Source organism: Mucilaginibacter antarcticus (genome assembly GCF_042686155.1).
Taxonomy (GTDB): Bacteria; Bacteroidota; Bacteroidia; order Sphingobacteriales; family Sphingobacteriaceae; genus Mucilaginibacter; species Mucilaginibacter antarcticus.
On record NZ_JBHUON010000020.1, the window covers coordinates 58866 to 81885 of the forward strand.

Below are 23020 nucleotides of genomic sequence, written 5' to 3' on the forward strand. Positions count from 1 at the left end.
CTTGCATTATTGTAATTTTTTAACGAGAAGATAATTTTTCTATTACTTGTTTAGTTTGCTGATTAATATTCTGTTGTTTAGAACTGTTCATATCGGTCTCATGTGTAACTGCTTCGTGCATCAATTGATAACTGTGGATCCTGAGTTGGCAATACTGTGCAAGTAATTCGTTCCGATTATGTATCTTTTCAGAAAGTTTAAGCCGACCCAGTTCTTTTATCAATATGACACCGCTCTTCCAATAACCAATGCTGTTATTTAAGTCGGATAAACGTTGCCTATCTGGCTGATATTCCTGCTTCTTAATAGGTGCTAACGCTTTCTCTTCCAATTTATAAAACTCTTGTATCCGTTTATAGTAAATGACACGGTCGTTTTTAGACATAGATGAATATGCAAAAGCGGAACAAGCAAAGACTATCACTATTGTGGAAGACAAAATAAGCCACGTGAGTTTTCTATCATCCGGCTTTCTTAAAGTAATTACATACAGATAACCAATTACTACTCCACTTAATAGTCCACCAATATGGGCCGCGTTGTCTATACCGCCCTTAAAGCTGCCATACACCAGGTTGTATACTACAAACATCCCGATACTGGCTAATACGCCGTTACGCAAAGAGCGCTCTATATAATTAGTGCTTAACACAGCCAGGAAGACCCCATACAATCCAAAAATTGCGCCCGAAGCACCTGCACTAATCGTATAGTCGTGCCACCAAAGGCTAACAAGGCTGGCAACAATACCAGTTAAAAGATACGCAGTTACAAACCTTGCCTTGCCAATAATAGCTTCCAAAAAAAAGCCAACATAAACCAGCGCATACATATTTAACACCAAATGGAACAAACCGAAATGTAAAAAACAGTTAGTAAGCAGCCTCCACCATTGCCCGTCCAACGTGGTTACAGTAGAATTGGCTCCCCATTCAATCATACTTTTGGTTTCGGGCTCAAATACCCCTACACCTGCACAAACCATAATAATGAAGACCAAGATATTTAAGAAGACTATGAACGGCGTAATGAAATAGTTTTTACCTGGTAATAAAAACCACCAATAGCTAGTCACCACATTAAATCGTGGCCTTGTATCCGGTTTTAATATATCTTCATAGGCAGGAACAAAATCCCTTTCGTATTGCTTATATAGTTTATTGATCTCCTCATCTGTAAACGCAGACCGCATTTTTTCAAATGATGCCATGTATTGGGCAACGGCGATTTTGCTTTGGCCGTAATCAAGCATAACGTTTGATATCGTTACGCATTTAATACTGGCAGTATCCTGCTCCAGTTTCACTGTAATTTCACCATTCCAGGAAAAGCTGCTGTTATCTGTGTACGCAATAACACCGGCATCCGACACGAACTTAATGCGCCAGCCCAGTTGTTTTATAGTTTCAAAGGCAATAACCAGGCGCTGCTTTTTGGTCAGGACTTCGAGTGATAGCGTATGTACAGGTTCGCCCATAGTATTAACGTTATAAGTACTTAATTTAATTGGTTGTGATACATAACTCATGCTACTATGTAGTTAGATCACACCGTCGAGGTCTTTATTTTCAGCGGCCTGAGTCCAGTTTTTTAACTGCGTACGAATCAAAATACAAAAGAAGGCATACATAAACAAGGGAACCATTAACCAAAACCAGCGGCCATAAGTTTGGCCCCTTATTGTAGCGTTAGCAGATAGTACCCTTTTACCATTAATATTCAATCCATAAATTTTGATGCTGGACGATTCCTGTGGCCAGTCAATATTACGTTGCATCAAATATTCGGTTGGTTTTTGCCGGTAGGACTCTTCAACCGCCATGATACTAAATGAGGCTTGATCACCTTTCTTAAAGTCGTCCTCATCTAACTGCCAGTTTTCAAACACGCTGGCGTCCGCTAACTCAAAATTACGTTTATAACCCGCGATCTGAAGATGGTAATAAGTGCTTCGTCCGCTATACTTACCGCCGGCACTGCCGCCTTTGCTGCCTATTTTAATATCCGTAATTATACCACTGATCGGTTTAGTTGAAAGTTGCCTGCGCAACTGATCGTCACTCCAAACAAATAAGGCTACAATTATAACCACCGCACCAATACTCTGGGTATACATCCGCGGATAAGAAATCGGGACCAGAATGAACAGTACTTTTTCCTTAAAGGTGTAATTGATCTCTGTCATTAGTTTTGCTATTGATCATGGCCACTACTTCTTTTTTATCTGCCATCGTAAACGGCGCTGAAAGTAACCGTACCGACTGTCCGTTCTTTAGCTTTATACTTACAAAATCGCCCCACCTCTTATCTACTTTATAATCTGCACAGGTAATATCGCTGTAAGGAATAAACTTTAGCCTCTCTTTTAAAAAGAACATATTAAATATAGGTTTATATTTAGCGGGGGCACTTTCCGCAAAGGGCATATAGTAAACGCCTGTTTCCTCCAGCTTTAACCGTAATATCTTGCGGGCATTTATCAGATAGAGTATACCTGAAATGATCATGACCAGGAAAATTATTACCAATATAATTTCAGGAAATCTGAAAAATCCCTGTACAAAAAACACAATACCTGCTGTTACGGAATGATCTATAAGCATTACGCCGTAAATCGGAGACAACCCTATCAAAAGCAGAAGTATCCCGGTAATGATCGCTCTTACGGTAGGAAAATAATAGGCTTTGGTCATGGTAAGCTTAACAACAAAATAGCGCAAATGTTATGGGGTTTTAGAGTCGGTTAAAACATTGCCTATGAATAAGGTGATGGTTATAAATACACGAATAACTATCCTTGCGACGATAATAGGCGATATGGTACAATGATTATCACAGGCAAAGCTTTCTTATTGGTCATCAGTTTCCTGTCCTGGCAACGAATAAGCCAGTGCCTTATACAACTTTACGAGTTCTATGATCTCATTTGGACTTTTATTTAATCCGTCTAAATGAATTTTCCGGTTCCCGCCCGGCGATTCAAACCAAAGGAACCAGGTTGGCTTGATCGAGCCCAGCGGTATTAATTTTTCATTACTGATTGTTTGCCATGGATGAAATTCATCATCACTGGTTTGAATGCCTTTAGTACTGATGATCAGTTGTGGTTTATTAAGTTCCAGCAGGTTCCTGTATTCTGCATAAACCAAGCCTGATCCTATTATTATGCTTACGATCGCCATAATATATTTCGGGATACTGCCGCCCTGAATTAGTGAAGCAATGCCGCCAATTGCCACCACAAACATAGCTATAAGCCAAACGATCTTCCATTTGGATAACTTGATAATGGTTTCAGGCGGAATCGATTGATTCATTAATCTGCGTGTAATAATTTTGTATTAAACTTTTTTTTTAAGATATTGGACGGTATTATAAAGCGCAAATATCTGCCGTGATTCTTTCAATTTCGTCATCATTATGCCCATAGCGAAAATCCTGATCGTTGTTTAACGGTGAAGATGGCAGCAAGATCCTGTCATAATGGATTTTGCGATCATCAGTTTTGCAAATCATTACACCATCCGAAAGATCCAGATGATGTGTAGAAAAGAAAAGCAAATATTCATCCCCGTTTTTTGAAATCAAAATTCTAAAAGTCGATGAGCTTTCCACTTCCTCAGGAAGGAACTTAAAAACGTAGCCGTTTTGTTCGAGTTTTGATCTTGCCAGGCGTTCAAATGCGGTTAAGTAATCTTGTTTGATCTTATTCATAGTAAACTTCATTATAGCCTAACAATTGAAATTTGATAATTAAAAATAGAGGGACGTTATTTCTTCATCATTTTTATCAGCCCATAGCGTAAATTTCCTATCACCTAAATAAGCGAAGTAAATATTCAACCCATATTTCAAGCTATTTGTATCTTTTATTAATTGGATGTGCTGGTTGTTTTTAAAGTATTTTATTGTCAATGGCATCGCTAACTCACGATAATTAATTGTAACTGATCCGCTGTATTCGGTGTCTGGCATATTGGGGTCTTTAAAATCAGCTTCACGTTTTTTTAAAATCAGCTCCGCTTGCTATATTTTATTATTTACCCCCCCCAAATCTAATATCTATATCATCAATAACGTATAAACGAATTCCCTTTTGTAATTTAACCTCGCGGTATTTCCGCCGATGTTGTACAAAAAACCTGCTACAGGAAGCGTTTGCCAACTTATTTCAACATCATTATAAGTAGTGTTGGTGTTAGTAAGATTAAGGATATTCATACGATCAAAACGGACAGTCAAAGCAGGTTTTAAGATTTATTATTCTGTAGGCAATTTGTAGTACTCTGATGCTGCCCCAAATAAGTCTTCCAATTTACGTGAGTACAATTCAGTTTCTGAGTTGAAATTTTTCGAGATCATTCCCCCTAAATTATACCGCTCATCCATTTCGTCTTCATCGAGTTCTTTTTGTTCTACTATTATTGTCTTTTTTATGTCCTGTAACTGATCGAAAATACTTTTATATATTCCTATTTGTGGAAATCTAACAATTAAACTACCCGTCTCAGTTAACATGTCTTCCATCAGATCCCGATACTCTTTTTTTGTTTTTACCTCTTTATACATAAAGGTTTTTTATTGATCGTACATCACGTAATCGTGCTTTGTTAAAACATATATCAGTTTCAAATCGTTTCGGTCATCCAAAAAAATAAATGCATCTTCATCCTGAAAAACCATATAAGTATAGCAGATGACCCAAGCATCTGTCACCAATTTGCTATCCAGAAATTGGAAATTTAGCTCTTCCCGCGGAGCGTCCACCGAAATATGCTTGATCTCGTTTTTTTCAAGTATAGCACGTGCTACCTGGAGTGCTTGTTCGCCACTGTGTATCATAATATGTAGGTTAATCAACTAAAAGTAACACCCATGTCGGTCAAAATAACAGGTGCCAAAAAGCCACCTACTAACCCGCCAATGATGCAGAACGCCGAAATAGTAAACAAGGGGATGGCGGCAATAATATAGTATACCGGTCGGCTTTCCCGCAACTGGATGAAGTACTGGGTATAATTTAAATTCTTGGCAGGAAACAGTTTTGAAAACAATTTTTCGAACAAAGACGCGCTGGTTCCTTCAATAACCTTCAGCTTGTAGATGCCGCTATCAGCCGAAAAACGGTTCATCTCCATACGCGCGGTATCCATTCCATTTAAATGCGGGCTAAAAAAAGATTTCGGTAAGGCCACTTCTTCTCCCGAAGGTTCTCTGGTCAGCTCCAATTTTTGAACTTATCTACCGGCGTACGCTGGAATAGTTGCCCTTTTTGCCAGATGGCGTAAATACCCGGCTTAGTGATGTTAAATACGGTTACTTTTTGCGTAAATGGAATTTCTGCTAAAACCTCCCCGTTAAAAACACCTTTCAGCAGGCGTATAGTCTTAATCAAAATAAATATACCTATCGGTACCAGACAAAAAAACGCGATCCTAAACAAAATTAAACTCATCATTATTATTTAAAAGCCGACCAAGGCATGTACCCACTGGTAACTTTGCCGACTGCATTTGTAAAATTGATAAATATCCAATTACTGTCTGCCATATTCTCTATGTCAACACTTACTTTGTTACCCTTAACTAAATAGGCTTTCAGTCGGGTCTGGGTATTTAAATTTTTATAAAAGTAGGCTTTGTCAGTAGCGATCTGATATTCACCGGGAAGATGATCCGTTATCTTTTTATAAACACCGGAAAAATCCTCCGGTAGATTACTGGTCATGCAATCGTTAAATACGGCTTTCAGTTCACTGCTATTAAATATTAGCTTAACAAAACAGCCGGCATCATCCACTGATTTTAAAACACAAGTATCATTGTGTAGTATTCCTTTTCCGGAGAATGATCCGTTGGTTCCTGAGGCTCTGTTCCACCAGACAAATATGTCGCCCGTCATCTGCGTGTGGCTTCGTCTAACGGCAATAGTGCCCGATGCGCCGGAGTTCCCTTTAAATCGGTAGGTGCCAGATTGCCCGAAGGCAGAATAAATGAAGCTGATAAATAAGAAAGTAGCAATAGTAGCCTTCATACCAATGATAACAATTCAAAACCGTTTTGTTTAAGTCGGGTTGTAGTTAAGTACATGTCTACCTACCAAAAATCCGAATTAATATCAGTAGATGAAGCCGTAGCTAAAGGCCGCAGTATGCTTTTGCTTCCCCGGATACTGATGATAGCCGGATTGTTTTTTTTCCTGTTCCCGATTGCATTGCTGATTATGGCGTTAATAGACGGCCCGGCATTTACCAAAAATAGCTGGTTGGTAGTGGGCGGTATAATTCTGCTTACTTTTGTGCTATTTTTTTACCTGCCTTTTTTATATTGGAGCAAGCGCACCACTGCCTGGAAGTTATGGGCATTTGACCATGTGGACGACGTACATGAGCTTAAAATAGTAGCGTTGCAGGCACATTTATTTCCCTTATATGGATCGGCGATGGATCAACTGCAAATTCAATCTACCAAAGAGCGCGAGCAATGGGCCAAGCTACAGGAAAGATTCCAATTTCGCGGAAATTTTATTGATGATAGCAGCATACCCGCAGAAACTAATATCTATTTTTCAAAATTGGAACTAAGTTTAAATATTCTGCTGGGTTTGTTTATTAGCAGCATTGGTATAACGGCCTTATACCTTTCATCCATAAAAGCGTCTACCATATGGGTAAAGCTTATTGGGTTTGCTTTTGCTTTAGCACCTTGGTATATGATTATTGCTACGTTTAAAAACCTGCTTAACCGCAAGCCACAACTAACTTTAAATAAAACAGGACTTTATACCTGGGATAACGGCCTGGTGCCATGGGACGTGATTTATGATATAGAGGTAACCGCCACGCAAAGAAGAAATTTCATCAAATACACGCTTCATTTTAAATATCCGGGTGGTATAGTTAATAAAGAAATTACTGAACTGGATACCAATCGCAACAAGCTTGAAAGGTTGATTCGGGTTTATCGCGGCAGGCTTAATTCGGGTAGTTAATTATCAAATATGGAGCAAGAAACTAAAAGTTATTACCTTCCACCGTGGCGGTCAATTACCATCGGGGTGATCTTAATGATCATTGGTTTGGGCATTACCTTCGGAGGGATTGATTTAGACAGATCTCTGTGGGAAAATTTACAAAGGGTGTTCATTAGCTTTGAAGGGGTATTTGAATTTTTCACTTCTATACTTTTCCTTTTATTTAAAGCCGGCTTTTTAGCGGGTGGTTATTTATACCTGAAATATGCTGACGGCGTGGAACGTGCAAAGTTGGATAACGAAGGGTTTTACTATCGCGAAATTCCCAAAGGAAGTAAATACAGCAAAGTAGCTATGGATACAGGTTCATTAACGTTCAGGCCTTACTCGGATATCAGAGATATAACTTACAAAAAAAGTTTTTGGATGGGCGGGCAACTATGTTTAACCCTGGAGACGGGTATAGTTGCATTGGTTGCATTGGGTGTGCTAAAAGACCAGGAAAAGTTGGAAATTATAGATCTTATAAAAATGCAGATCAGAACAAACCTGAAAAAGCTGCAGCCATAACCGCCAACAGGATAGCAAAAGAAATAATAACGCCCTTGGTAAAAAACCAAAAGCGATGTGCTGTTGCGCCGGAATTGGCGAGTTGTTCTTTAAAAACTTTTACCTGTACTTCATTCTCGGCCATTTCCTTTTGCATTACCGCTTTGTTCTTAAACTTTACGTTATCCTGCGATGTCACCGGATAAACGATCCACAACTTGCTGCCTGAACGCAGGTAAATCAAATTAACGCCGGTAAATAACCACTTAAACTGGTATTGGTCAACATCTACGCGTTTATCATCAATGATCAGCCCGTTATCCCAAACGAGCTTCTTACGGCCGTAAGCGAAATACATTAATGTGCCCAATATAATAACCGGCCCGGTCATCATCGCTTTGGGTTGGCTAAAAAATTTGATAATGGCCTTGGCAGGCGTAGATAAAACAGGTATGGCGCTATACGCCGCTAAATGGCAAACAAAAAGTAAGATGAAAAGCCAAAACACCAGGCTCAGGGCCAAAAAACCAGTACGCAGGTTGCCACATTTTAAGTGTACAACCGGGTTGCTTTCGCCGGGGATGTAAGTAGATTTAAGATAGTTCAATTGATCACAGTTTATCTTTTTTCAAACCAATCCAAGGACATTAAACTGACCCATTCTTTACCCGATCGCTCCGCACGCTTTAAAGCGACCAGTTGCGTTCTGATCTGTACATTGGGTCCATTGCATACCAAAAATAAGTGATCCCTGTTTGTTTATTTAGCCAAACCCTATAAGCGTAATTATCATCCGGTTTAGGTTTAACCATATTACCCTTTTCGTCCAGATCATGATCCCCGTCCTGCGCACCAACCTTTTGGAAGATGGGTTTAGCGTAGTGCTTTTCCAATTGACTGATCAAAGCGTTCGTTTGTGGCTTAGTGTAAACATTCAGTTCATAAAAAGCAAGTCTGTCGTTGCTCTCATAATAATGAAACAACACGTAATTTCTGTGTTTACCGGTTTGGCCGTAAAAATCTTCTCCGCCAAAGTGCATGGCTTTAGGATCACTGGTTTTAAAAACTTCCAGTCCCAACAGCGTTTTATCCAAAGAATCCTTCTTTTCCCGTTTAACGCCTTGGGAAGTCATCATACCTAATGTGTTTTCCGTTAACAGGAGTTTGGAAAGTTCAATTGGCCCGGTGTTTTTTTTTGTGGCCTTTTGCGGGCTTTGGCCGCAGGCTATTATCAATAACAAAAGCGGCAAACTAATCAGGGTAACTTTTGGTGATGCCATTTTTAGTAGCTGGTCTAAGTGTATATAAAATTTCTGCCGGGGATGGGTCAATTTTCAGGAACATACCCAGGTCATGCCAGTAGAAACTGGTTGATAGACCCGTTTCACGATTTTTACCGGTTTCCAGTACACGCTCCTTCCATTTTAGCGACAAACGATCCTTACGGTCATAGCTGATCGTTCTGTCGGTTACTTGCCGGTCTTCTATATTCAAGTATAATTGGATGGAGGAAGCTTTGGCGCCGTTATAAATGATCTTTTTAGTAAAGCGGCTTAGTTCCCCATCAACGGCACTGATCGCAGTAAGCTTATGGCTTTTGTTATATCGGTAAGTGCAAATCCACGTATCGATCAGGTCTGACTGGCTGCGTTGCGTCATCACTTTAGCCTGTTGAATATGTTGGTCAAGCTGAGGTGTGTACCCTATTAAGGGAAGCGCGTCTTCTATGGGATAGTCGCCGATCCCATCCTCCAATAATCCCAATAAGGCTATTACGGAATGGTTGGACGCGACTTCCTGTTTAAACCTGGTGTAATAAGCTGGATAGAGGCTATAGCTATCGTGTTTGTTGATCAAAATTATATGCTCTGTGTCTTTAAAATCGATCCGTAAACTATCAGTGGTTAAAGGGGTGGAAAGTTTTGGTCGCGAATAAAAATAAAGGCCGTCTTTTCCAGCTTTTATACTGTAAGCGGTTCCCACTGCAACTATTCTGCCCCGTACCGTGTAAACAGAAAGCAGGCTGCCGGATTTATTACGGCAATAAAGCAACTTGCTGGTGTCGCCTGATGATCCGTCGTTGGTGACTTTAGTTATCACCATGCCATAATAAGAATCATTTTGCTGTGCAAAGCTTACGCTGGCCACACAGGTCAAGATGAGTATTAATAAGGCTTTTACCATAGTTGTAAAACTAATAACCGAAGAGACAACTATTAGTTTCAACAGGATAGTCAAACATTTAACTTTTAGGGCGCTTATAGCTTAATGAAGTATTTGTTCCTACTCTTCTTGATCCCATTCAGCTCATTCGGCCCGGAACCAGACACCGTCCAGCTTTACCTGTCATTGAATAACACGCTGACTACCCATCCCAGCGCCCTTAAATGCGTAGACAATTCCAAATTATCTAAAAGCTATGTTCATACCTATGATTCTTATACGCACATCATCAATTGATCAAACAACTTAACCGAAAGCCACGCCTTTATGGCGATACATATTCGGCACAGACTCGGTCATATTTAAAATTTATGCCCAATAGCATAACGGACACCTACCTTATAGGAGACATTAAGAACGGAAAACCCTTTAACGGCTTTTTCATGTATCCCGGCAGCAATATCTGGCTGATCTTTGATTTTTATTTAAACGGAAAGAGACTGTTACGTTTTATAATGACCTGTTGGCCGCCAGTATGGTTAAAGATACCGAGGACAGTTTTACGGCCAGCAGCGAGAAAAATATTTATATGAACGGCCAGCTGCAAAGCTGTATTGAAGTGACGCCGCTCCGGGTAATCAGGTAGTACAAAAAGAATCTGGTGCCAAGTAGTATTAATAATTGCCGTATTTTACAGCGGCTTGTTTTTTAATGCCAACGCCGTTTTAACAAATGTGGATATTGCTTAAAGCCAGATATTCAATATCATGGCCAGATATGCCGCTGATAATGGCGCCCTGATCGCCGGTAACATCATAAGCTATGATGTTATCATCACCCTGCGTAGAGTGCTGTAGGAAAATTTTTTGGCGCGCATCCGGGCACTAAGCCTAACAAATATAGGGGAGTTGTTAATATTACGCAAGGTGATATTGCTAACGGTATTATCTTCAAGTATAGGGCTGTCAACAGTCTAGTTGGATATAGGTGTGATTCAACACCATCCCGCTGGTATCCATTTTAATGTTATTTGTCATGGCGTTAGCTACCACCGTGAAAAAAAAGTGATACCAGCCCCATGGTAAATGGTAAATTTTTTTAAAGTCACGTTTGCAAATCTCATTGCCCACACTCAAGTTATTCTGACAATTTTAATTGGTAGCTAAATGAGGTGGTATTTGCGTAAACTTTATAAGGTTCTAGCGGTCTGGGGCCACAACCGTTTGATCCCACCCCCAATGTTTTATGGCTTATGCATAACACAGTGCCTTTGCTTTTTGGAAGATCAATTTTGTACTCAACCGGCTCCATTTCCTCATCACTATATGGCAAAGCAGCAACTTGCATAACAGCATCAAGCTGTTTAACATTTAAACCTAAGCCGTCTGCCGATGTTATATTTGCCCAACGTACATCCTCATGATTGCCTTGCTCCATGGGCTTTTCATAGCCTGTCATTTGATCAACTACCCTGCTGCGGAAATGGCCAACGTCAAAACCACTTTTACGGTCGGCATAGTTTTCCATCGGTCCCCGTCCAAGGTAATCAAACTGGTTAAGATCTTTATTCAGAAACATACGCACGCCGATCCTTGCCAACACCAGTTTAGGGTCGCTAAAATCGACCTCATTATTTACTACAATATTTCCATCACTATTGATTGTATAAATGGCTTTATGATGAACTAAAAAATTCTGTTTACCTGTACCTGTTAGGTTGATACTTATCTGCACCACATTGGTGGCAACCTGGGTGCTTTTTACGTCATTAGCTATCCAGCTAATTTCCTTTAGCCCATATTTATCCCAGTCGCGATACGCCCACATATCATCTATCTGGTGTGGTGCGCGCCATAAGTGAAGCATCGGGCCACCTTGATCGCGTAAGATATCCTTACCATCCTTCTCCATTTTGACAATAGTGCCTTTTGTTTTATCAAAGGTTAAAGCAAAGTCCTTGCCTTTCACCTTGATCTCGTTACCTGAATCATTTAAGGTTAAACTGGCACCGTTAGCCTTGTGTACAAAAGCAAGTATAGGTGTACCTAACTCAAATTGTTGTTCAGCAACCTCAAATCCTTTCTTAGCCCATAGTTTGTCAGAACTTATCTGGAATGATATCCTAATAAAGTATTCGGCACCCGCCTTAGCATGGATCTGGAATGGCACTTTAATAACCTTCTCAGTGCCTGGGTTAATCGAACCCACATTTAATGGCCCTGAGGCTACGATAGTACCGTTCTCGTTAAGTTCCCATTTGGCTGCAAAATTATTCAGGTTCAAAAATTGATAACGATTCTTTATAGTAAACTCCTTTTTAGTAACGTCTCTAGCTTTTATAGTGACCCACTGGTAAGCATGTTTTAGCTCAGGAAAATGTGGTTTAGGCGACCTATCTGAAAATACAACTCCTTTATGGATAAAGTAGTGATCATTTGGGTACTCACCAAAGCCACCACCATAAGCAGTGATAGTATGTTTTTGGTCGCGATTGTTGTAGATGCCCTGATCTTGCCATTCCCAGATCGCTCCGCCCAGTAATGCTGGGTATTTATCAAACAATTCATTATATAGATCAACCGAGCCCATTGAGTTAAACATAGCATGCGCATATTCGCACAAATAATAAGGTTTAGTTAATTTCTCGTCTTTGGCATTGCCTTCTACTCCGTCAATCCCGGTATACATTTGACTGTCAATATCTGCGGGATTCTTATCATTACCAATGCCAAAGCCTTCGTAGTGTGTAGGCCGGTCATCAATAGCTTTAATGGCTTTTAGCGCTGCCCTAAAGTTTGTACCCCCACGACCGTTCTCATTACCTAAGGACCAAATAACTACGGACGGATGATTTTTGAAATTTTCGACGTTGGCTATATTACGCTCGACAATTGCTGCTTTGATCGTAGGTTCTTCATTAAACTGGTTTTGCTGTGCGTGGCACTCTACGTTAGCCTCTGCTACTAAATAAATACCATATTCGTCGCATAATTCATACCATCTTGGATCATCAGAATAATGGCTGGTGCGCACATGATTGCTATTTGTTTGCTTGATCAATACCAAGTCTCTGATCATTTGCTCCTCTGTAACTGCGTGTCCATCGTCCGGCCAGTTTTCATGGCGATTGACACCCTTGAGTTTAATAGGTACTCCATTGACTAAAAACAAACGTCCTTTTATCTCTATCTCGCGGAAACCTGTACGTGCAGACAAGGTTTCAACTATATTATTACCATTATTTAGGGTGATAACCGTAGTATAAAGCTTAGGAGTTTCGGCTGTCCATTTCTGTGGATTACTGACGTGGATACTGGTTTTGACCAAAGCTTCTTCGCCGGGTTTTAACGCAGGTACATATGCTTTGGCGGCAGCATTTTGCACTTTAACTGTTCCGTCATAAAGCGTTACCACAACCTGCCGTGCAGGCATAGCCACTTTGCTGTAATTTTTTACTTTAGCTGATACATTCAACTCTGCGTCTTTATATTTGCTGTCCAGATCGGTTTTAATAAAAAAATCGCGGATATGTTCTTGCGGCGCGCTCCACAAGGTAACGCTCCTGAAGATTCCGCTCAGGCGAAACATATCCTGATTTTCTAAATAACTGCCGGATACAAAGCGATAAACCTCTACCGCTAACATATTTTTGCCGGGGTGGACATATTTGGACAGGTCAAACTCGGCAGCATTACGACTGTTCACGCTGTAGCCTACCTTTTTACCATTCACCCAAATAAAGAAACCCGCATCGACACCATCAAAAGTGATAAATACGCGCCGGCCGTTCCAGTTTGTCGGCACAATAAAATCACGGCGATAGCTACCTACCGGATTGCGTTCATGCAATGTTGTATATTTTTTATTTTTAGGTTCGGTCATCACCCTTGGGTAATCACTCTGAAATATCAGGGTAAAGTTGCTGTAATCAGGCGTTCCGTAACCTTGCACCTGGAAGGATGATGGGACTTTTATATCCTTCCATTTAGAAACATCATAATCGGTTTTATAAAAATTAACCGGACGTTTTTGCGGCCAGTCAACCCAGTTAAACTTCCATAACCCATTTAAGCTAATGGCCTGCGAGGATGCACGTCTATTGGCTTTTACTGCCTCGGCCAAGTTACCATACGGCATTAAAGTAGAATGGTTCAATTCCTTATTTATGCCAATATTCTCGGGGTCCTCAATTTCTTCAGGAACGGTTGCAGTATCCGTTTTAGAGAAATTACTCCCTTCAGGTACGCTTTGTCCGAAGGTTGGAACATACAAAAATGAGAGTAGCAACAAGAGTGCAGCGTATAGATATTTAAAACTGTTTTTATTCATGCCCAATTTATCTATTTATATGATTAGGGTTATTTTGAAAATAAGTATTCTATTTGATATTGAACTGCAAATTAAAGCAAAATTGCTTTTTGAAGTTATTTGACAGGGATTTATCAGTACTTCTTAAGCGTAACAAAAGGAAATTAACAAGGTGTATACTTATTGAGTAGTTATTGTTAAAGTTTTGCCTTTCTTTAAGTCGGCATCATCAATAAAGTAGCCATCTACTTTTTTATCATTCCAAGCTATGTTGGTAATTTTGCGTCCTTTACCTTTTTTAATAATTGTAGTAGGTTTAGCACCTAAGTTTAACGTTACTTTGTCAAACAAGGGTACCGACACTATATAATTCGGATCAGCAGGCGAGAAAGTATAAAATCCCATAGCGTTATAAACAAACCAAGCCGACATCTCGCCCGCGTCATCCATACCTGCATAAGCTAATTTGTGTTTACCCATATCATAGTAGTGGTTCATAATACTGTCAAGATACATTTGTGCTTTTGGCTGCTTATCTACAAAATAATAGTAATAAGTAGTGCTGTGATCTGGTTGATTACCATGACAGTAATTACCAATAAAGCCGGACATATTCGCAGCTTCGCGACCGTCATAAGGCGTAGTATACATGTCATCCAGCTTTTTTTCAGCAGCGGATTTGGTGCCGTAAAGTGAAATCATTCCTTTTGGATCATGTGGGGCAAAAAACGTTGACTCCCATGCGTTTGCTTCGCGATACATGTACTCGTAGTAAACAAAACCAGGATCAAAATTCTTTACCCAGCTACCATCAGCCAATCTGCCTTGCATGAAGCCCGTTTGCGGATTAAAAACGTTTTTATAGTTGCCTGTACGCTTCATCAACATATCATAGCTTTTCATATCGCCAAGCTCTTTGGCTAATAGTGCGGTAGCATAATCGTCATAAGCGTACTCCAAAGTTTTGGTAACGGCGGCTTTGCGAACCGTACCTAAAGTAGGTTTTTCTACTGCATCTTCCGCTATATATCCTTTGGCGTTGTATTCGTCAACGTATTTGCGGGTGCCTTCAACGGTAGCATTTTTTAACATCAGATCATAAGCCCCTTTTACATCATATCCCCTTAAACCTCTTAAGTAAGATCCCGCGATAATTGGAGAGGCATGATCACCGTGAAAAAATGTTGGCATAAAGCCACCTATCTTTCCTTTATCGATCATTGATTGTATAACATCGTTAAGCACTTTTGGAGCAAGCATGCCTAATAAAACATCCTTGTTGCGGTAGTCATCCCACATAGATGGCTCTGTGTAATAATTAAACCCTTTGTTTACTACTTTACCGCTCGCATCAGTGAAATCACCATTAGCATCACTGCGCAATACCGGCCATAAGAAGGAGCGGTACAAGCAAGAATAAAATATCCCCTTTTGACGTTCCGTCCCACCGGTAACTTGTATTTTACCCAATAAATCGTTCCAAGTGTTTGTCGCTTCTGTTCTAACCTGTCCGAAGGATTTCCCCAACATTTCCCTTTTTAAGTTAGCCTTAGCATTTTCTACAGACACATAAGAAAACCCAATCTGTAGTTCTAAGGGCTTTGCTGCGTCTGCAAAACTAATCACAGGCGTTTTTTTCGGGCCGGCTTGCCTACCCTGCCCACCGCGACCTTGACTCGGAATGATAGTGGATGTTAGCGTATCTATCGCCGTAATCTGATGATTTGATACGGCATAAAAATATATTTTTTCGCCGGTCTGTTGAAATCCGCTTAATACGTTATTTCCTTCTTGGTTAATTTTCCAACTACGCACGCCCTCATTAGACATCGAGAGATCTGCTATAAGTTTCTTGTTGATATTTGATTTATAAGTGTACTTATGGAAAGCGGTACGCAAAGTAGAAGTTAGCTCAACATTAATACCATAGCGCGGCAAATAAACCTGATAATAGCCGGGATGGGCAGACTCCTTTTTATGACTGTATGGCGATTGATAATTGTCCGCAGTGAAATCACTCCCGGATGCTGGCATCAGTGGGATATTACATAAGTTCCAGTGGCCTTTGCTGGTGTGCGCAAATCCATAAATAACGGTATCTTCATATTGGTAACCTGATCCGCTATGAAATTTGGATACAGGAGTAAGTTGCACCATAGCGTTTGGCAAAGATGCGCCCGGAAACACTTCTGCACCCCAGCTACGGTATGTCGGTACAAAGCCAAGGTCCTTAGGATCCCATAACGTAGCAGTCCCTAACAAAGGATTTACATACGACGTCACCTGCTTCGACATCGTTCTCTTTTGTGCATTGGCATACCCCAATCCCAGAAATAACAGAGCGATCAGTAAAATATTCCTTTTCATATAGTTACAAGTTTTTAAAATATTAGCGGGGCGGTTTATAACGCAATGTTATGCTATTGAACTTACAAAAATTTATACCAGCCATTTAAAAATCTGTGCAATCGTTACCGTAAAAGTTTAGTGACAACTTGCCTTCTGTTTCATTACAATTGATTTACTTTGATAATCAATTGTAATGAAATCAACCCATGAGAACCCGTCTTATCCTATTTTTTTCCATAATTAGTTTAGCTACTCACGCCACTTACCATCCATCGGTTCAAAAATTAATGGTTTCACAATTGTTTTCTGATCATGTTGTGCTACAGCAAAAAACAAAAGTGAATATATGGGGCTGGGCGTCTCCCGGACAAAAAGTATGGGTAATTGGTAGCTGGGATAAACAATCAACCGCAGTTACCGGCAATGATGGAAAGTGGAAGGTAAGGCTTTCGACCCCATCAGCCGGCGGCCCTTATAAAGTTACGATCCGGACTACGGAAAGTGCCATAGAAATTAAAGATGTGTTAATCGGCGAAGTTTGGCTGGCATCTGGGCAATCCAATATGGATATTCCATTAAAAGGCTGGCCACCTGGAGACACTATATTTAACTCTGCTCAAGAGATCAATAATGCAGAATATCAGGCGATACGTTTTAGGAAAGTGCCTTTTGGCGTTTCTACAACGCCCTTAGATTCTGCTGGGGGTAACTGGGTGGCGTCGTCGCCTGGGACAGCAGGCAATTTTAGTGCTGCCGCTTATTTCTTCGCAGTACAGCTTCATAAAAAGCTAAAGGTGCCAATTGGCATAATACAATCTTCTATAGGCGGAACACCTGCTGAAGCCTGGACCAGTAAAGGGTATTTAAGTAAAATTGGTGATTTTAATAATATAATTGCGCAACAGGAAATGTCAAGCACTAATCGCTCTAAAATTAACAGCAATTCTCCGACGGTGCTTTTTAATGCTATGATTAACCCAATTGTACCGTATACTATTAAAGGCATAATTTGGTACCAGGGAGAATCAAATGTTGGCAGAGCAGAGCAATATAAACGCCTTTTCCCAAATCTGATTGAAGACTGGCGAAATAAATGGCGGGAAGTACTGCCATTTTATTATGTACAACTGGCTCCTAATATCTACAAAGCTGCCGATCAGCATGAGCAAGGACAAAAACTAAGGGCCGCACAAAATTATGGCTTAAACTTACCTAAAACCGGAATGGTAAGTACGCTTGATATCGGTTATTTAAAAACCTCACATCCTCCGCAGAAACAACAAGTTGGCGAACGCCTGGCAAGGTTTGCACTAAAAAATGAGTACGGCGATAAGAGATTAGTCGCCTCCGGCCCGATATTTAAAAAATGTATAGTATCTGGTAGCAATTTAATCATTGTGTTTAATGGTGTCGGAAGCGGTTTAACAGCCTCTGTTCAGGGCTTGGATAATTTCGAGATCGCCGAAAAAGACTCCGTCTACGCAAAAGCTGTGGCTCGAATAGAAAATAATAAAGTAATCGTCAGTAGCGCAACGATAAGCCATCCTGTATTTGTCAGATACGCCTGGGGAGATACCAATGTAGCCACCTTATTTAACAAAGAAGGATTGCCAGCCGCGACCTTTACCTCTGAAAAGTGAAGGGCATAGGAGATATAATAAATATTCTGACCTACGGTCTGAAACGAGTAAGGTTAGCATCTAGGAAGTACAGCTGTTCCAGATTTCTTAAATCAAAAATAAATTTGATATAAATAATTTGATTACCTAAAACCATAATTATGCGATTAATTAAACTTATTAGCTGTTTTACGTTATACTTTTTAATCGCTTTAAATAGTAAAGCGCAATTAAGTATGTTTCCGGCAGTGAGTGTACCTGTACAAATCACGCCGAATGGCAAAGAACACTTATTTGCCAGCTACTACGGAATCAATTCGTGGAGTAAAAACCAACATTTTGCCACAGTATTAGAAACAGATGTACAGTTTCGAATCCCAACAGCATTAGATACCGCGACACTCGGCTTGGTTGACATGCGAACCAATAAATTCCTCCCCTTGACGAAAACCACCGCCTGGAATTTCCAGCAAGGTTGTATGGCACACTGGCTGGCCACTAATCCGGATTCAGTTATAATTTATAATGATATGAGGAACGGCAAATACGTATCAGTTATCATGAACGTAATAACGCGTAAAGAATTAAAGATTTTGCCCTATCCCATCGGTGGGGTCTCTCCTGATGGCAAGGAAGCTGTAGTGATTAATTTTTCCAGATTGCGAATAACCCGTACAGATTACGGTTATGATGGCGGCGGACAGGATGCGCAACCTAGCGTACGGTTTCCTGTTAATGACGGTATATTTTTGCTCAACCTAAAAACAGGTTCTATTAAACCTGTCGTATCATTTGCGCAATTAAGAAGCCAAGTACCAGAAATTAAAAACCCTAACGGCATTGAATATATAGGTCATGTACTATTTAGCAAAGGTGGCTCTAAATTATTTTTCTTGGCAAGGGCCATTCCAGATTGGAACACTACTTCATTCACTATCAATAAGGATGGAAGCGACTTAAAGCGTTGTTTTCCGGATAATTGGGGTGGATCACATTTCGATTGGCTTGACGACCAACGCTTACTAATTACTGCTTTATATGAGGGCAAAAAAAATAGCCATATTTTATTCACTGTTGGCCAAAGTAATTTTCGGAAGTTGGGGAGCGGTAAACTTGATTATGACGGGCATGGGACGTTCTCGCCAGATGGAAAATGGATGGTCACTGATACCTATCCCGCAAGAAATCGGGACCAGACAATTACTTTATTGAATATGAAAACGGACTCGGTACTTACGTTAGGCAACTATCGTGAACCACCAGAATTTAAAGACGGCTGGCGGGCAGATATCCATTGCCGCTGGAGCCCCAACGGAGATCTTATCGGCTTTAACTCGACACATACAGGGTCAAGGCAGGTTTACGTAATTAAAGTTAAATAGCAGTTTAAAATTTAAAGTAGACCAAACAAGCGTGTACTCTTTCAAAGCAATCAAATGCAAACAAGCTCTTTCCCTAAACTCAATATGGTTTTAAATATCGCCTGTGGTTTTTTCGTATATGTTTAAATTAATCATCATCAAATTAATTTAAATACAATATGCTTTGTTTTTTCATGGATTTTTTAAGTAACGGTTGCAAGAAGATTGGGCAACGCTTGCGCGGATTTAAATATTCACTTTATACAATATTTTAAAAGCGCCTTTATATTAGATACAAGCAGCGCTTTGTTTATCTATATTTGGGACATTGTTAATGTTCAGACTGGCCAGGAATTTCGGGTATTCCCGGGTCGTCTAAAATTTGGACTGCAGTGCCATCGCCCACGGTCTTCCAATCATGCAAGACCCAAACCACCTTTTTATCGCGTGTTACTTCTATTATTTGCGGGCCATTGCCGCTTTGACCGCGCGACGTAAATATAGTGTTGCCATTAGCCAGCCTAGTACAGCTTTGCGGAGCCGAAGTAAATTGATATGCGGCCGGCAAATCTGTTTTGCAATTAAACTCCCATATCATTTCTTTGTTAGGATTAACTTCGCGGGTTAACCAGTCTTTTTCATTCGTAATTAATGTGTTGCCATTTTTTAGCCTTATAGCTGCCCAAGGCTGCGCGATATCATAACTCCAGACCTCTTTGAAGTCTTTGTCGTATTCTACAACCCTACCTCTGCTCATATAGGATATAAGGTAAGTTCCCTGCGCGGTAACACGCGCGCGTCTAAACTGCCCGTGTATGCCGGCTGCATCCAATGGTTCTTTAAAAGGCAGCTCGTGTTCTACCTCGACTTTCCCGGTTTTGATGTTAACAACATACAATTTTGGGGGCAAACCATTTACGACAAACATCACCTTATTCAACCCTATTGGCTGGCAAGCATGCACCTCGGTGTGATCAGCACCTTGAGGTACTTTAAAGTCCATTCTCCAAAGCACCTTTTTATCCGGTGTAATTACCGCGATATATTTCATGCGGCTAAATAAAATATTACCATTTGATAACATCCACACATCATCGAACTCGGGCCCTTTGCCTGTATTGTAAGTCCAAATAACTTTTCCATTGTTCACGAGAGACATCCGGTTGCAGTTCTCGCCAACATACAACATTGGGTGTTGAGCCAGGCCGTTGCCGGGCAAGTTTTCAGGCGTTGCTTCTGTGGAATTGATCAACGGTGCGTATTCTTCCTCGGGCGCCATTTCCGGTACATTGGCTGCTGTAAAAAGATTTAGTACATCCATACACGGGGTAATGCTTTTAACGGCTGGCATTGACTTTACTTTTTTTTGCGCAAAAGCAATATTGGAAAATATTGACAAAATTAGCGCAAAGTAAAAGCCGTTTTTCGTTGTTTTCATAATTGAAAAATCATTTTAAGGTCTTGTTAATGTTCAGATTGACTGCGGATCTCCGATGGTTCTCAGATAATATCAACTCTGCGATGCACCGGCTGTTATCTACAACTCCTTCTTATCAACAGCTGACAGTCGGGTATTTGGGAGCTGGTTGCTATTAAACAGGTTGAAATTCTTTACCTGATTTAACTTAAACATCGGTATTCCACTAGCTCCCTGCGTACGAATATGCTGAAAGTCTGCACCGTCCACATTGTCCAAAATAAATGCAGGGCGTAGGTCTTCATTCATGAAACTCACTTCCACATCGCTCATTTTTAAATCTTTAACATTCCTTATAAAGAAGCCATAAGCGGGTGTGATTCCAAACGAATCCGGTTCGGGGTAATCTCTTATTAAAGGCTTTACTTCCCGACCTGCTTGCTCTTTAGTGCCGCCACCTTTGTAGTAGATCCGGATATTATTTAATGTCAAATCTTCAATATCATGACCGGGTATGCCGCTTATAATAGCTCCCTGTTCGCCGGTGACATCATAAGCAATGATATTGCTTATGATGACCCTGCGCAATGTACTGTAAGGCGAATCCTTAGGGCCACGCATACGGGCGCCGAGCCTTACAAATATTGGCGAGTTGTTGATATCACGCATGGTAATATTACTTATGGTGATATCTTCTAATGCTGCGCCATCAACAGTTTCCAGCGCCAGACCTTTGCAATGGTCGAAAATACAATTTGTTATGGTGATGTTTTTATATCCGCCGTTAGACTCGGTGCCAAATTTAATACGGCCCTGCGGGTGTTGTCTGCCATCCTTTTTAAAGCTCCCGTCTAAAAAAGTTCCTTCATTGTATCCTGAAACCATGCAGTTGGTGATAGTTACATTCTCTAAAGCACGTGGATAGTTTAAGGAATAATCACATTTTAAACACAAGGCATCATCGCCCGGGGCGTTAATAGTAGTATTCGATATATGCACGTTTTTGCTTGAGATCAAATCGATACCATCCCGACCGGTATCCATTTTAATGTTATCTATGGTTGCGTTATCTACCGCCGTCAATAAAAAACAAAACCAGCCGCCATGGTAAACGGTAAAGTCTTTTAGAGTAACGTTTTTGCAAAATTTCAGTGCCAGCGCTTTATTTCCATAACCTTCGTTTTGTCCTGGTTTTCTTTCATCTTTTATCAAGCCTTTTCCCCATATCTTCCCCGGCCCCAGTATTGAAATATCGTGCAGGTTTTCGCCTACGATGAGGCTGTTATGAAAATGACTATGACCGTAATCCTGATAAATTTCATTTTCACCTTTTTCAGGCATATCGTATTTGATGTTATCATCATTAGTTGCAGCCACAATGGTAGCTCCTTGATCTATATACAGCGCCACGTTGCTTTTTAGGTGTATGGTTACCGACAAATAATCGCCGGCTGGGAAATATACGGTACCACCGCCTGCGGCAGCTGCCGCATCAATGGTCTTATCTATGGCTTTGGTATCTAAATTTTTGCCATCACCTTTTGCACCATATTTTTTAACATTATAAACAGGTGCCTGAGCTACTGCACTAAAAACTGTTGAAAGCAATAAAGCAACTGTTATCACTAAGATATTGTATGAATTTTTCATGTATTGATGATTGTCTAATTGTTTGGGCAAGTATTATTTAGTTTTTCGTATTAAAGCAACTTCTGCATAGGTAACCGCACTTGCTTTATTTCCGAAGCTGTTACGCACATAAGTCAATACGTTGGCAATCTGTTTATCGGTTAAAAAGCTGTGCGATGGCATAACATTGCTATATTTTTCTCCGTTTATTTCCACGCCTTTTAATCCTTTAAGCAATACACTTATCAACCTGGTTTTATTGCCTAATACATAATTGGTTTTAATTAGCGGCGCGTTCAGGTCCTGTACTGGATATACCGCTGATATTGACCACCCAATTCCGGCGGAATGTGACCAGTGATTCCGCGTCAAATTGACCACCCCATTCCGGGGCAAACTGACCAGGCATTCCGGGCCAAATTGACCACCCGAACGATCAGCTAATGCTGTAGAAGCACCCATCTTTACTAGGTTTAACATAACCTCCAAAAGCATGGCCAACACTACGATTAGCATGAGTAAGATTAGAAAGATAATAAGGATGTACACTAATGGACGCAGTATCATGTCGATAGCTGCCCAGGCTGATACATCCCGGAATACCGTTAAGAAGTACCTGGCCTCGTTTAAGGATAGTGGCTTTACGTTTGAGG

Annotated in this window: 23 protein-coding genes; 5 read left to right on the plus strand and 18 right to left on the minus strand. The window is 40.5% G+C overall.

What is annotated here, in order from left to right; all coding sequences use genetic code 11:
* Positions 1 to 19 precede the first annotated feature (19 nt).
* The 10 genes from ACFSYC_RS15285 to ACFSYC_RS15330 form a co-directional block, all read right to left on the minus strand.
* Positions 20 to 1528 (minus strand): rhomboid family intramembrane serine protease, encoded by a 1509-nt coding sequence (locus tag ACFSYC_RS15285; RefSeq protein ID WP_377129371.1) that lies wholly within the window; start codon positions 1526 to 1528, stop codon positions 20 to 22.
* A gap of 12 nt (positions 1529 to 1540) precedes the next feature.
* Entirely contained in the window at positions 1541 to 2185 is a 645-nt protein-coding gene (locus ACFSYC_RS15290; protein ID WP_377129373.1) for a hypothetical protein, read from the minus strand.
* Positions 2160 to 2693 (minus strand): hypothetical protein, encoded by a 534-nt coding sequence (locus ACFSYC_RS15295; protein WP_377129374.1) that lies wholly within the window; start codon positions 2691 to 2693, stop codon positions 2160 to 2162. The genes ACFSYC_RS15290 and ACFSYC_RS15295 overlap by 26 nt, the downstream gene beginning before the upstream one ends.
* 156 nt (positions 2694 to 2849) lie before the next feature.
* Positions 2850 to 3317: a hypothetical protein gene (locus ACFSYC_RS15300; protein ID WP_377129376.1), complete on the minus strand. Its 468-nt coding sequence runs from the start codon at positions 3315 to 3317 to the stop codon at positions 2850 to 2852.
* 55 nt (positions 3318 to 3372) lie between these two features.
* The gene (locus ACFSYC_RS15305; protein WP_377129378.1) at positions 3373 to 3714 is read right to left on the minus strand and encodes a hypothetical protein; all 342 of its coding nucleotides are present in this window, start codon (positions 3712 to 3714) and stop codon (positions 3373 to 3375) included.
* A gap of 546 nt (positions 3715 to 4260) precedes the next feature.
* Positions 4261 to 4569: a hypothetical protein gene (locus ACFSYC_RS15310; RefSeq protein WP_377129380.1), complete on the minus strand. Its 309-nt coding sequence runs from the start codon at positions 4567 to 4569 to the stop codon at positions 4261 to 4263.
* A gap of 9 nt (positions 4570 to 4578) precedes the next feature.
* Positions 4579 to 4842, minus strand: a complete 264-nt coding sequence (locus tag ACFSYC_RS15315; protein WP_377129382.1) for a hypothetical protein — start codon at positions 4840 to 4842, stop codon at positions 4579 to 4581.
* A 14-nt stretch (positions 4843 to 4856) separates the two neighbouring features.
* A complete protein-coding gene (locus ACFSYC_RS15320) occupies positions 4857 to 5228 on the minus strand; it encodes a hypothetical protein (RefSeq protein WP_377129383.1) in 372 nt (123 codons plus the stop codon).
* On the minus strand, positions 5219 to 5395 hold the full coding sequence (locus ACFSYC_RS15325; RefSeq protein ID WP_377129385.1) for a hypothetical protein: 177 nt from the start codon (positions 5393 to 5395) through the stop codon (positions 5219 to 5221). Before ACFSYC_RS15325 ends, ACFSYC_RS15320 begins: the two co-directional genes overlap by 10 nt.
* 65 nt (positions 5396 to 5460) lie before the next feature.
* Positions 5461 to 6033 carry a hypothetical protein gene (locus ACFSYC_RS15330; protein ID WP_377129387.1) on the minus strand — a complete coding sequence of 191 codons (573 nt, stop codon included), beginning with the start codon at positions 6031 to 6033 and terminating at the stop codon, positions 5461 to 5463.
* Positions 6034 to 6087: 54 nt separating this feature from the next.
* Here ACFSYC_RS15330 and ACFSYC_RS15335 point away from each other — a divergent pair, with 54 nt between their 5' ends.
* Positions 6088 to 6990: a hypothetical protein gene (locus ACFSYC_RS15335; RefSeq protein WP_377129388.1), complete on the plus strand. Its 903-nt coding sequence runs from the start codon at positions 6088 to 6090 to the stop codon at positions 6988 to 6990.
* A 9-nt stretch (positions 6991 to 6999) separates the two neighbouring features.
* Positions 7000 to 7542 carry a hypothetical protein gene (locus ACFSYC_RS15340; RefSeq protein ID WP_377129390.1) on the plus strand — a complete coding sequence of 181 codons (543 nt, stop codon included), beginning with the start codon at positions 7000 to 7002 and terminating at the stop codon, positions 7540 to 7542.
* On the opposite strand, the gene ACFSYC_RS15345 is transcribed toward ACFSYC_RS15340, so the two are convergent.
* From ACFSYC_RS15345 to ACFSYC_RS15365, 5 genes are all read right to left on the minus strand, one after another.
* Positions 7511 to 8128, minus strand: a complete 618-nt coding sequence (locus tag ACFSYC_RS15345) for a hypothetical protein (RefSeq protein WP_377129392.1) — start codon at positions 8126 to 8128, stop codon at positions 7511 to 7513. The two genes, ACFSYC_RS15340 and ACFSYC_RS15345, sit on opposite strands and share 32 nt — an antisense overlap.
* A gap of 79 nt (positions 8129 to 8207) precedes the next feature.
* On the minus strand, positions 8208 to 8801 hold the full coding sequence (locus tag ACFSYC_RS15350; protein WP_377129394.1) for a hypothetical protein: 594 nt from the start codon (positions 8799 to 8801) through the stop codon (positions 8208 to 8210).
* Positions 8773 to 9705 (minus strand): hypothetical protein, encoded by a 933-nt coding sequence (locus ACFSYC_RS15355; protein ID WP_377129396.1) that lies wholly within the window; start codon positions 9703 to 9705, stop codon positions 8773 to 8775. Before ACFSYC_RS15355 ends, ACFSYC_RS15350 begins: the two co-directional genes overlap by 29 nt.
* Positions 9706 to 10821: 1116 nt before the next feature.
* Positions 10822 to 14013, minus strand: a complete 3192-nt coding sequence (locus tag ACFSYC_RS15360) for a glycoside hydrolase family 2 TIM barrel-domain containing protein (protein ID WP_377129398.1) — start codon at positions 14011 to 14013, stop codon at positions 10822 to 10824.
* Positions 14014 to 14172: 159 nt separating this feature from the next.
* Positions 14173 to 16359, minus strand: a complete 2187-nt coding sequence (locus ACFSYC_RS15365; protein WP_377129400.1) for a GH92 family glycosyl hydrolase — start codon at positions 16357 to 16359, stop codon at positions 14173 to 14175.
* A 188-nt stretch (positions 16360 to 16547) separates the two neighbouring features.
* On the opposite strand from ACFSYC_RS15365, the gene ACFSYC_RS15370 reads away from it, so the two are divergent.
* On the plus strand, positions 16548 to 17981 hold the full coding sequence (locus tag ACFSYC_RS15370; RefSeq protein WP_377129401.1) for a sialate O-acetylesterase: 1434 nt from the start codon (positions 16548 to 16550) through the stop codon (positions 17979 to 17981).
* A gap of 140 nt (positions 17982 to 18121) precedes the next feature.
* Positions 18122 to 19342 (plus strand): TolB family protein, encoded by a 1221-nt coding sequence (locus ACFSYC_RS15375; protein WP_377129402.1) that lies wholly within the window; start codon positions 18122 to 18124, stop codon positions 19340 to 19342.
* A 310-nt stretch (positions 19343 to 19652) separates the two neighbouring features.
* Here ACFSYC_RS15375 and ACFSYC_RS15380 read toward each other — a convergent pair whose 3' ends face one another.
* From ACFSYC_RS15380 to ACFSYC_RS15390, 3 genes are all read right to left on the minus strand, one after another.
* Entirely contained in the window at positions 19653 to 20759 is a 1107-nt protein-coding gene (locus ACFSYC_RS15380; protein ID WP_377129404.1) for a beta-propeller domain-containing protein, read from the minus strand.
* Between the two features lie 99 nt (positions 20760 to 20858).
* Complete coding sequence (locus tag ACFSYC_RS15385; protein ID WP_377129406.1) at positions 20859 to 22388, minus strand: rhamnogalacturonidase; 1530 nt, start codon at positions 22386 to 22388, stop codon at positions 20859 to 20861.
* Positions 22389 to 22421: 33 nt separating this feature from the next.
* On the minus strand, positions 22422 to 22829 hold the full coding sequence (locus ACFSYC_RS15390; RefSeq protein WP_377129408.1) for a c-type cytochrome: 408 nt from the start codon (positions 22827 to 22829) through the stop codon (positions 22422 to 22424).
* A 52-nt stretch (positions 22830 to 22881) separates the two neighbouring features.
* Here ACFSYC_RS15390 and ACFSYC_RS15395 point away from each other — a divergent pair.
* Positions 22882 to 23020, plus strand: a 139-nt coding sequence (locus ACFSYC_RS15395; protein ID WP_377129409.1) for a helix-turn-helix domain-containing protein, incomplete at its 3' end; no start/stop codon positions are given.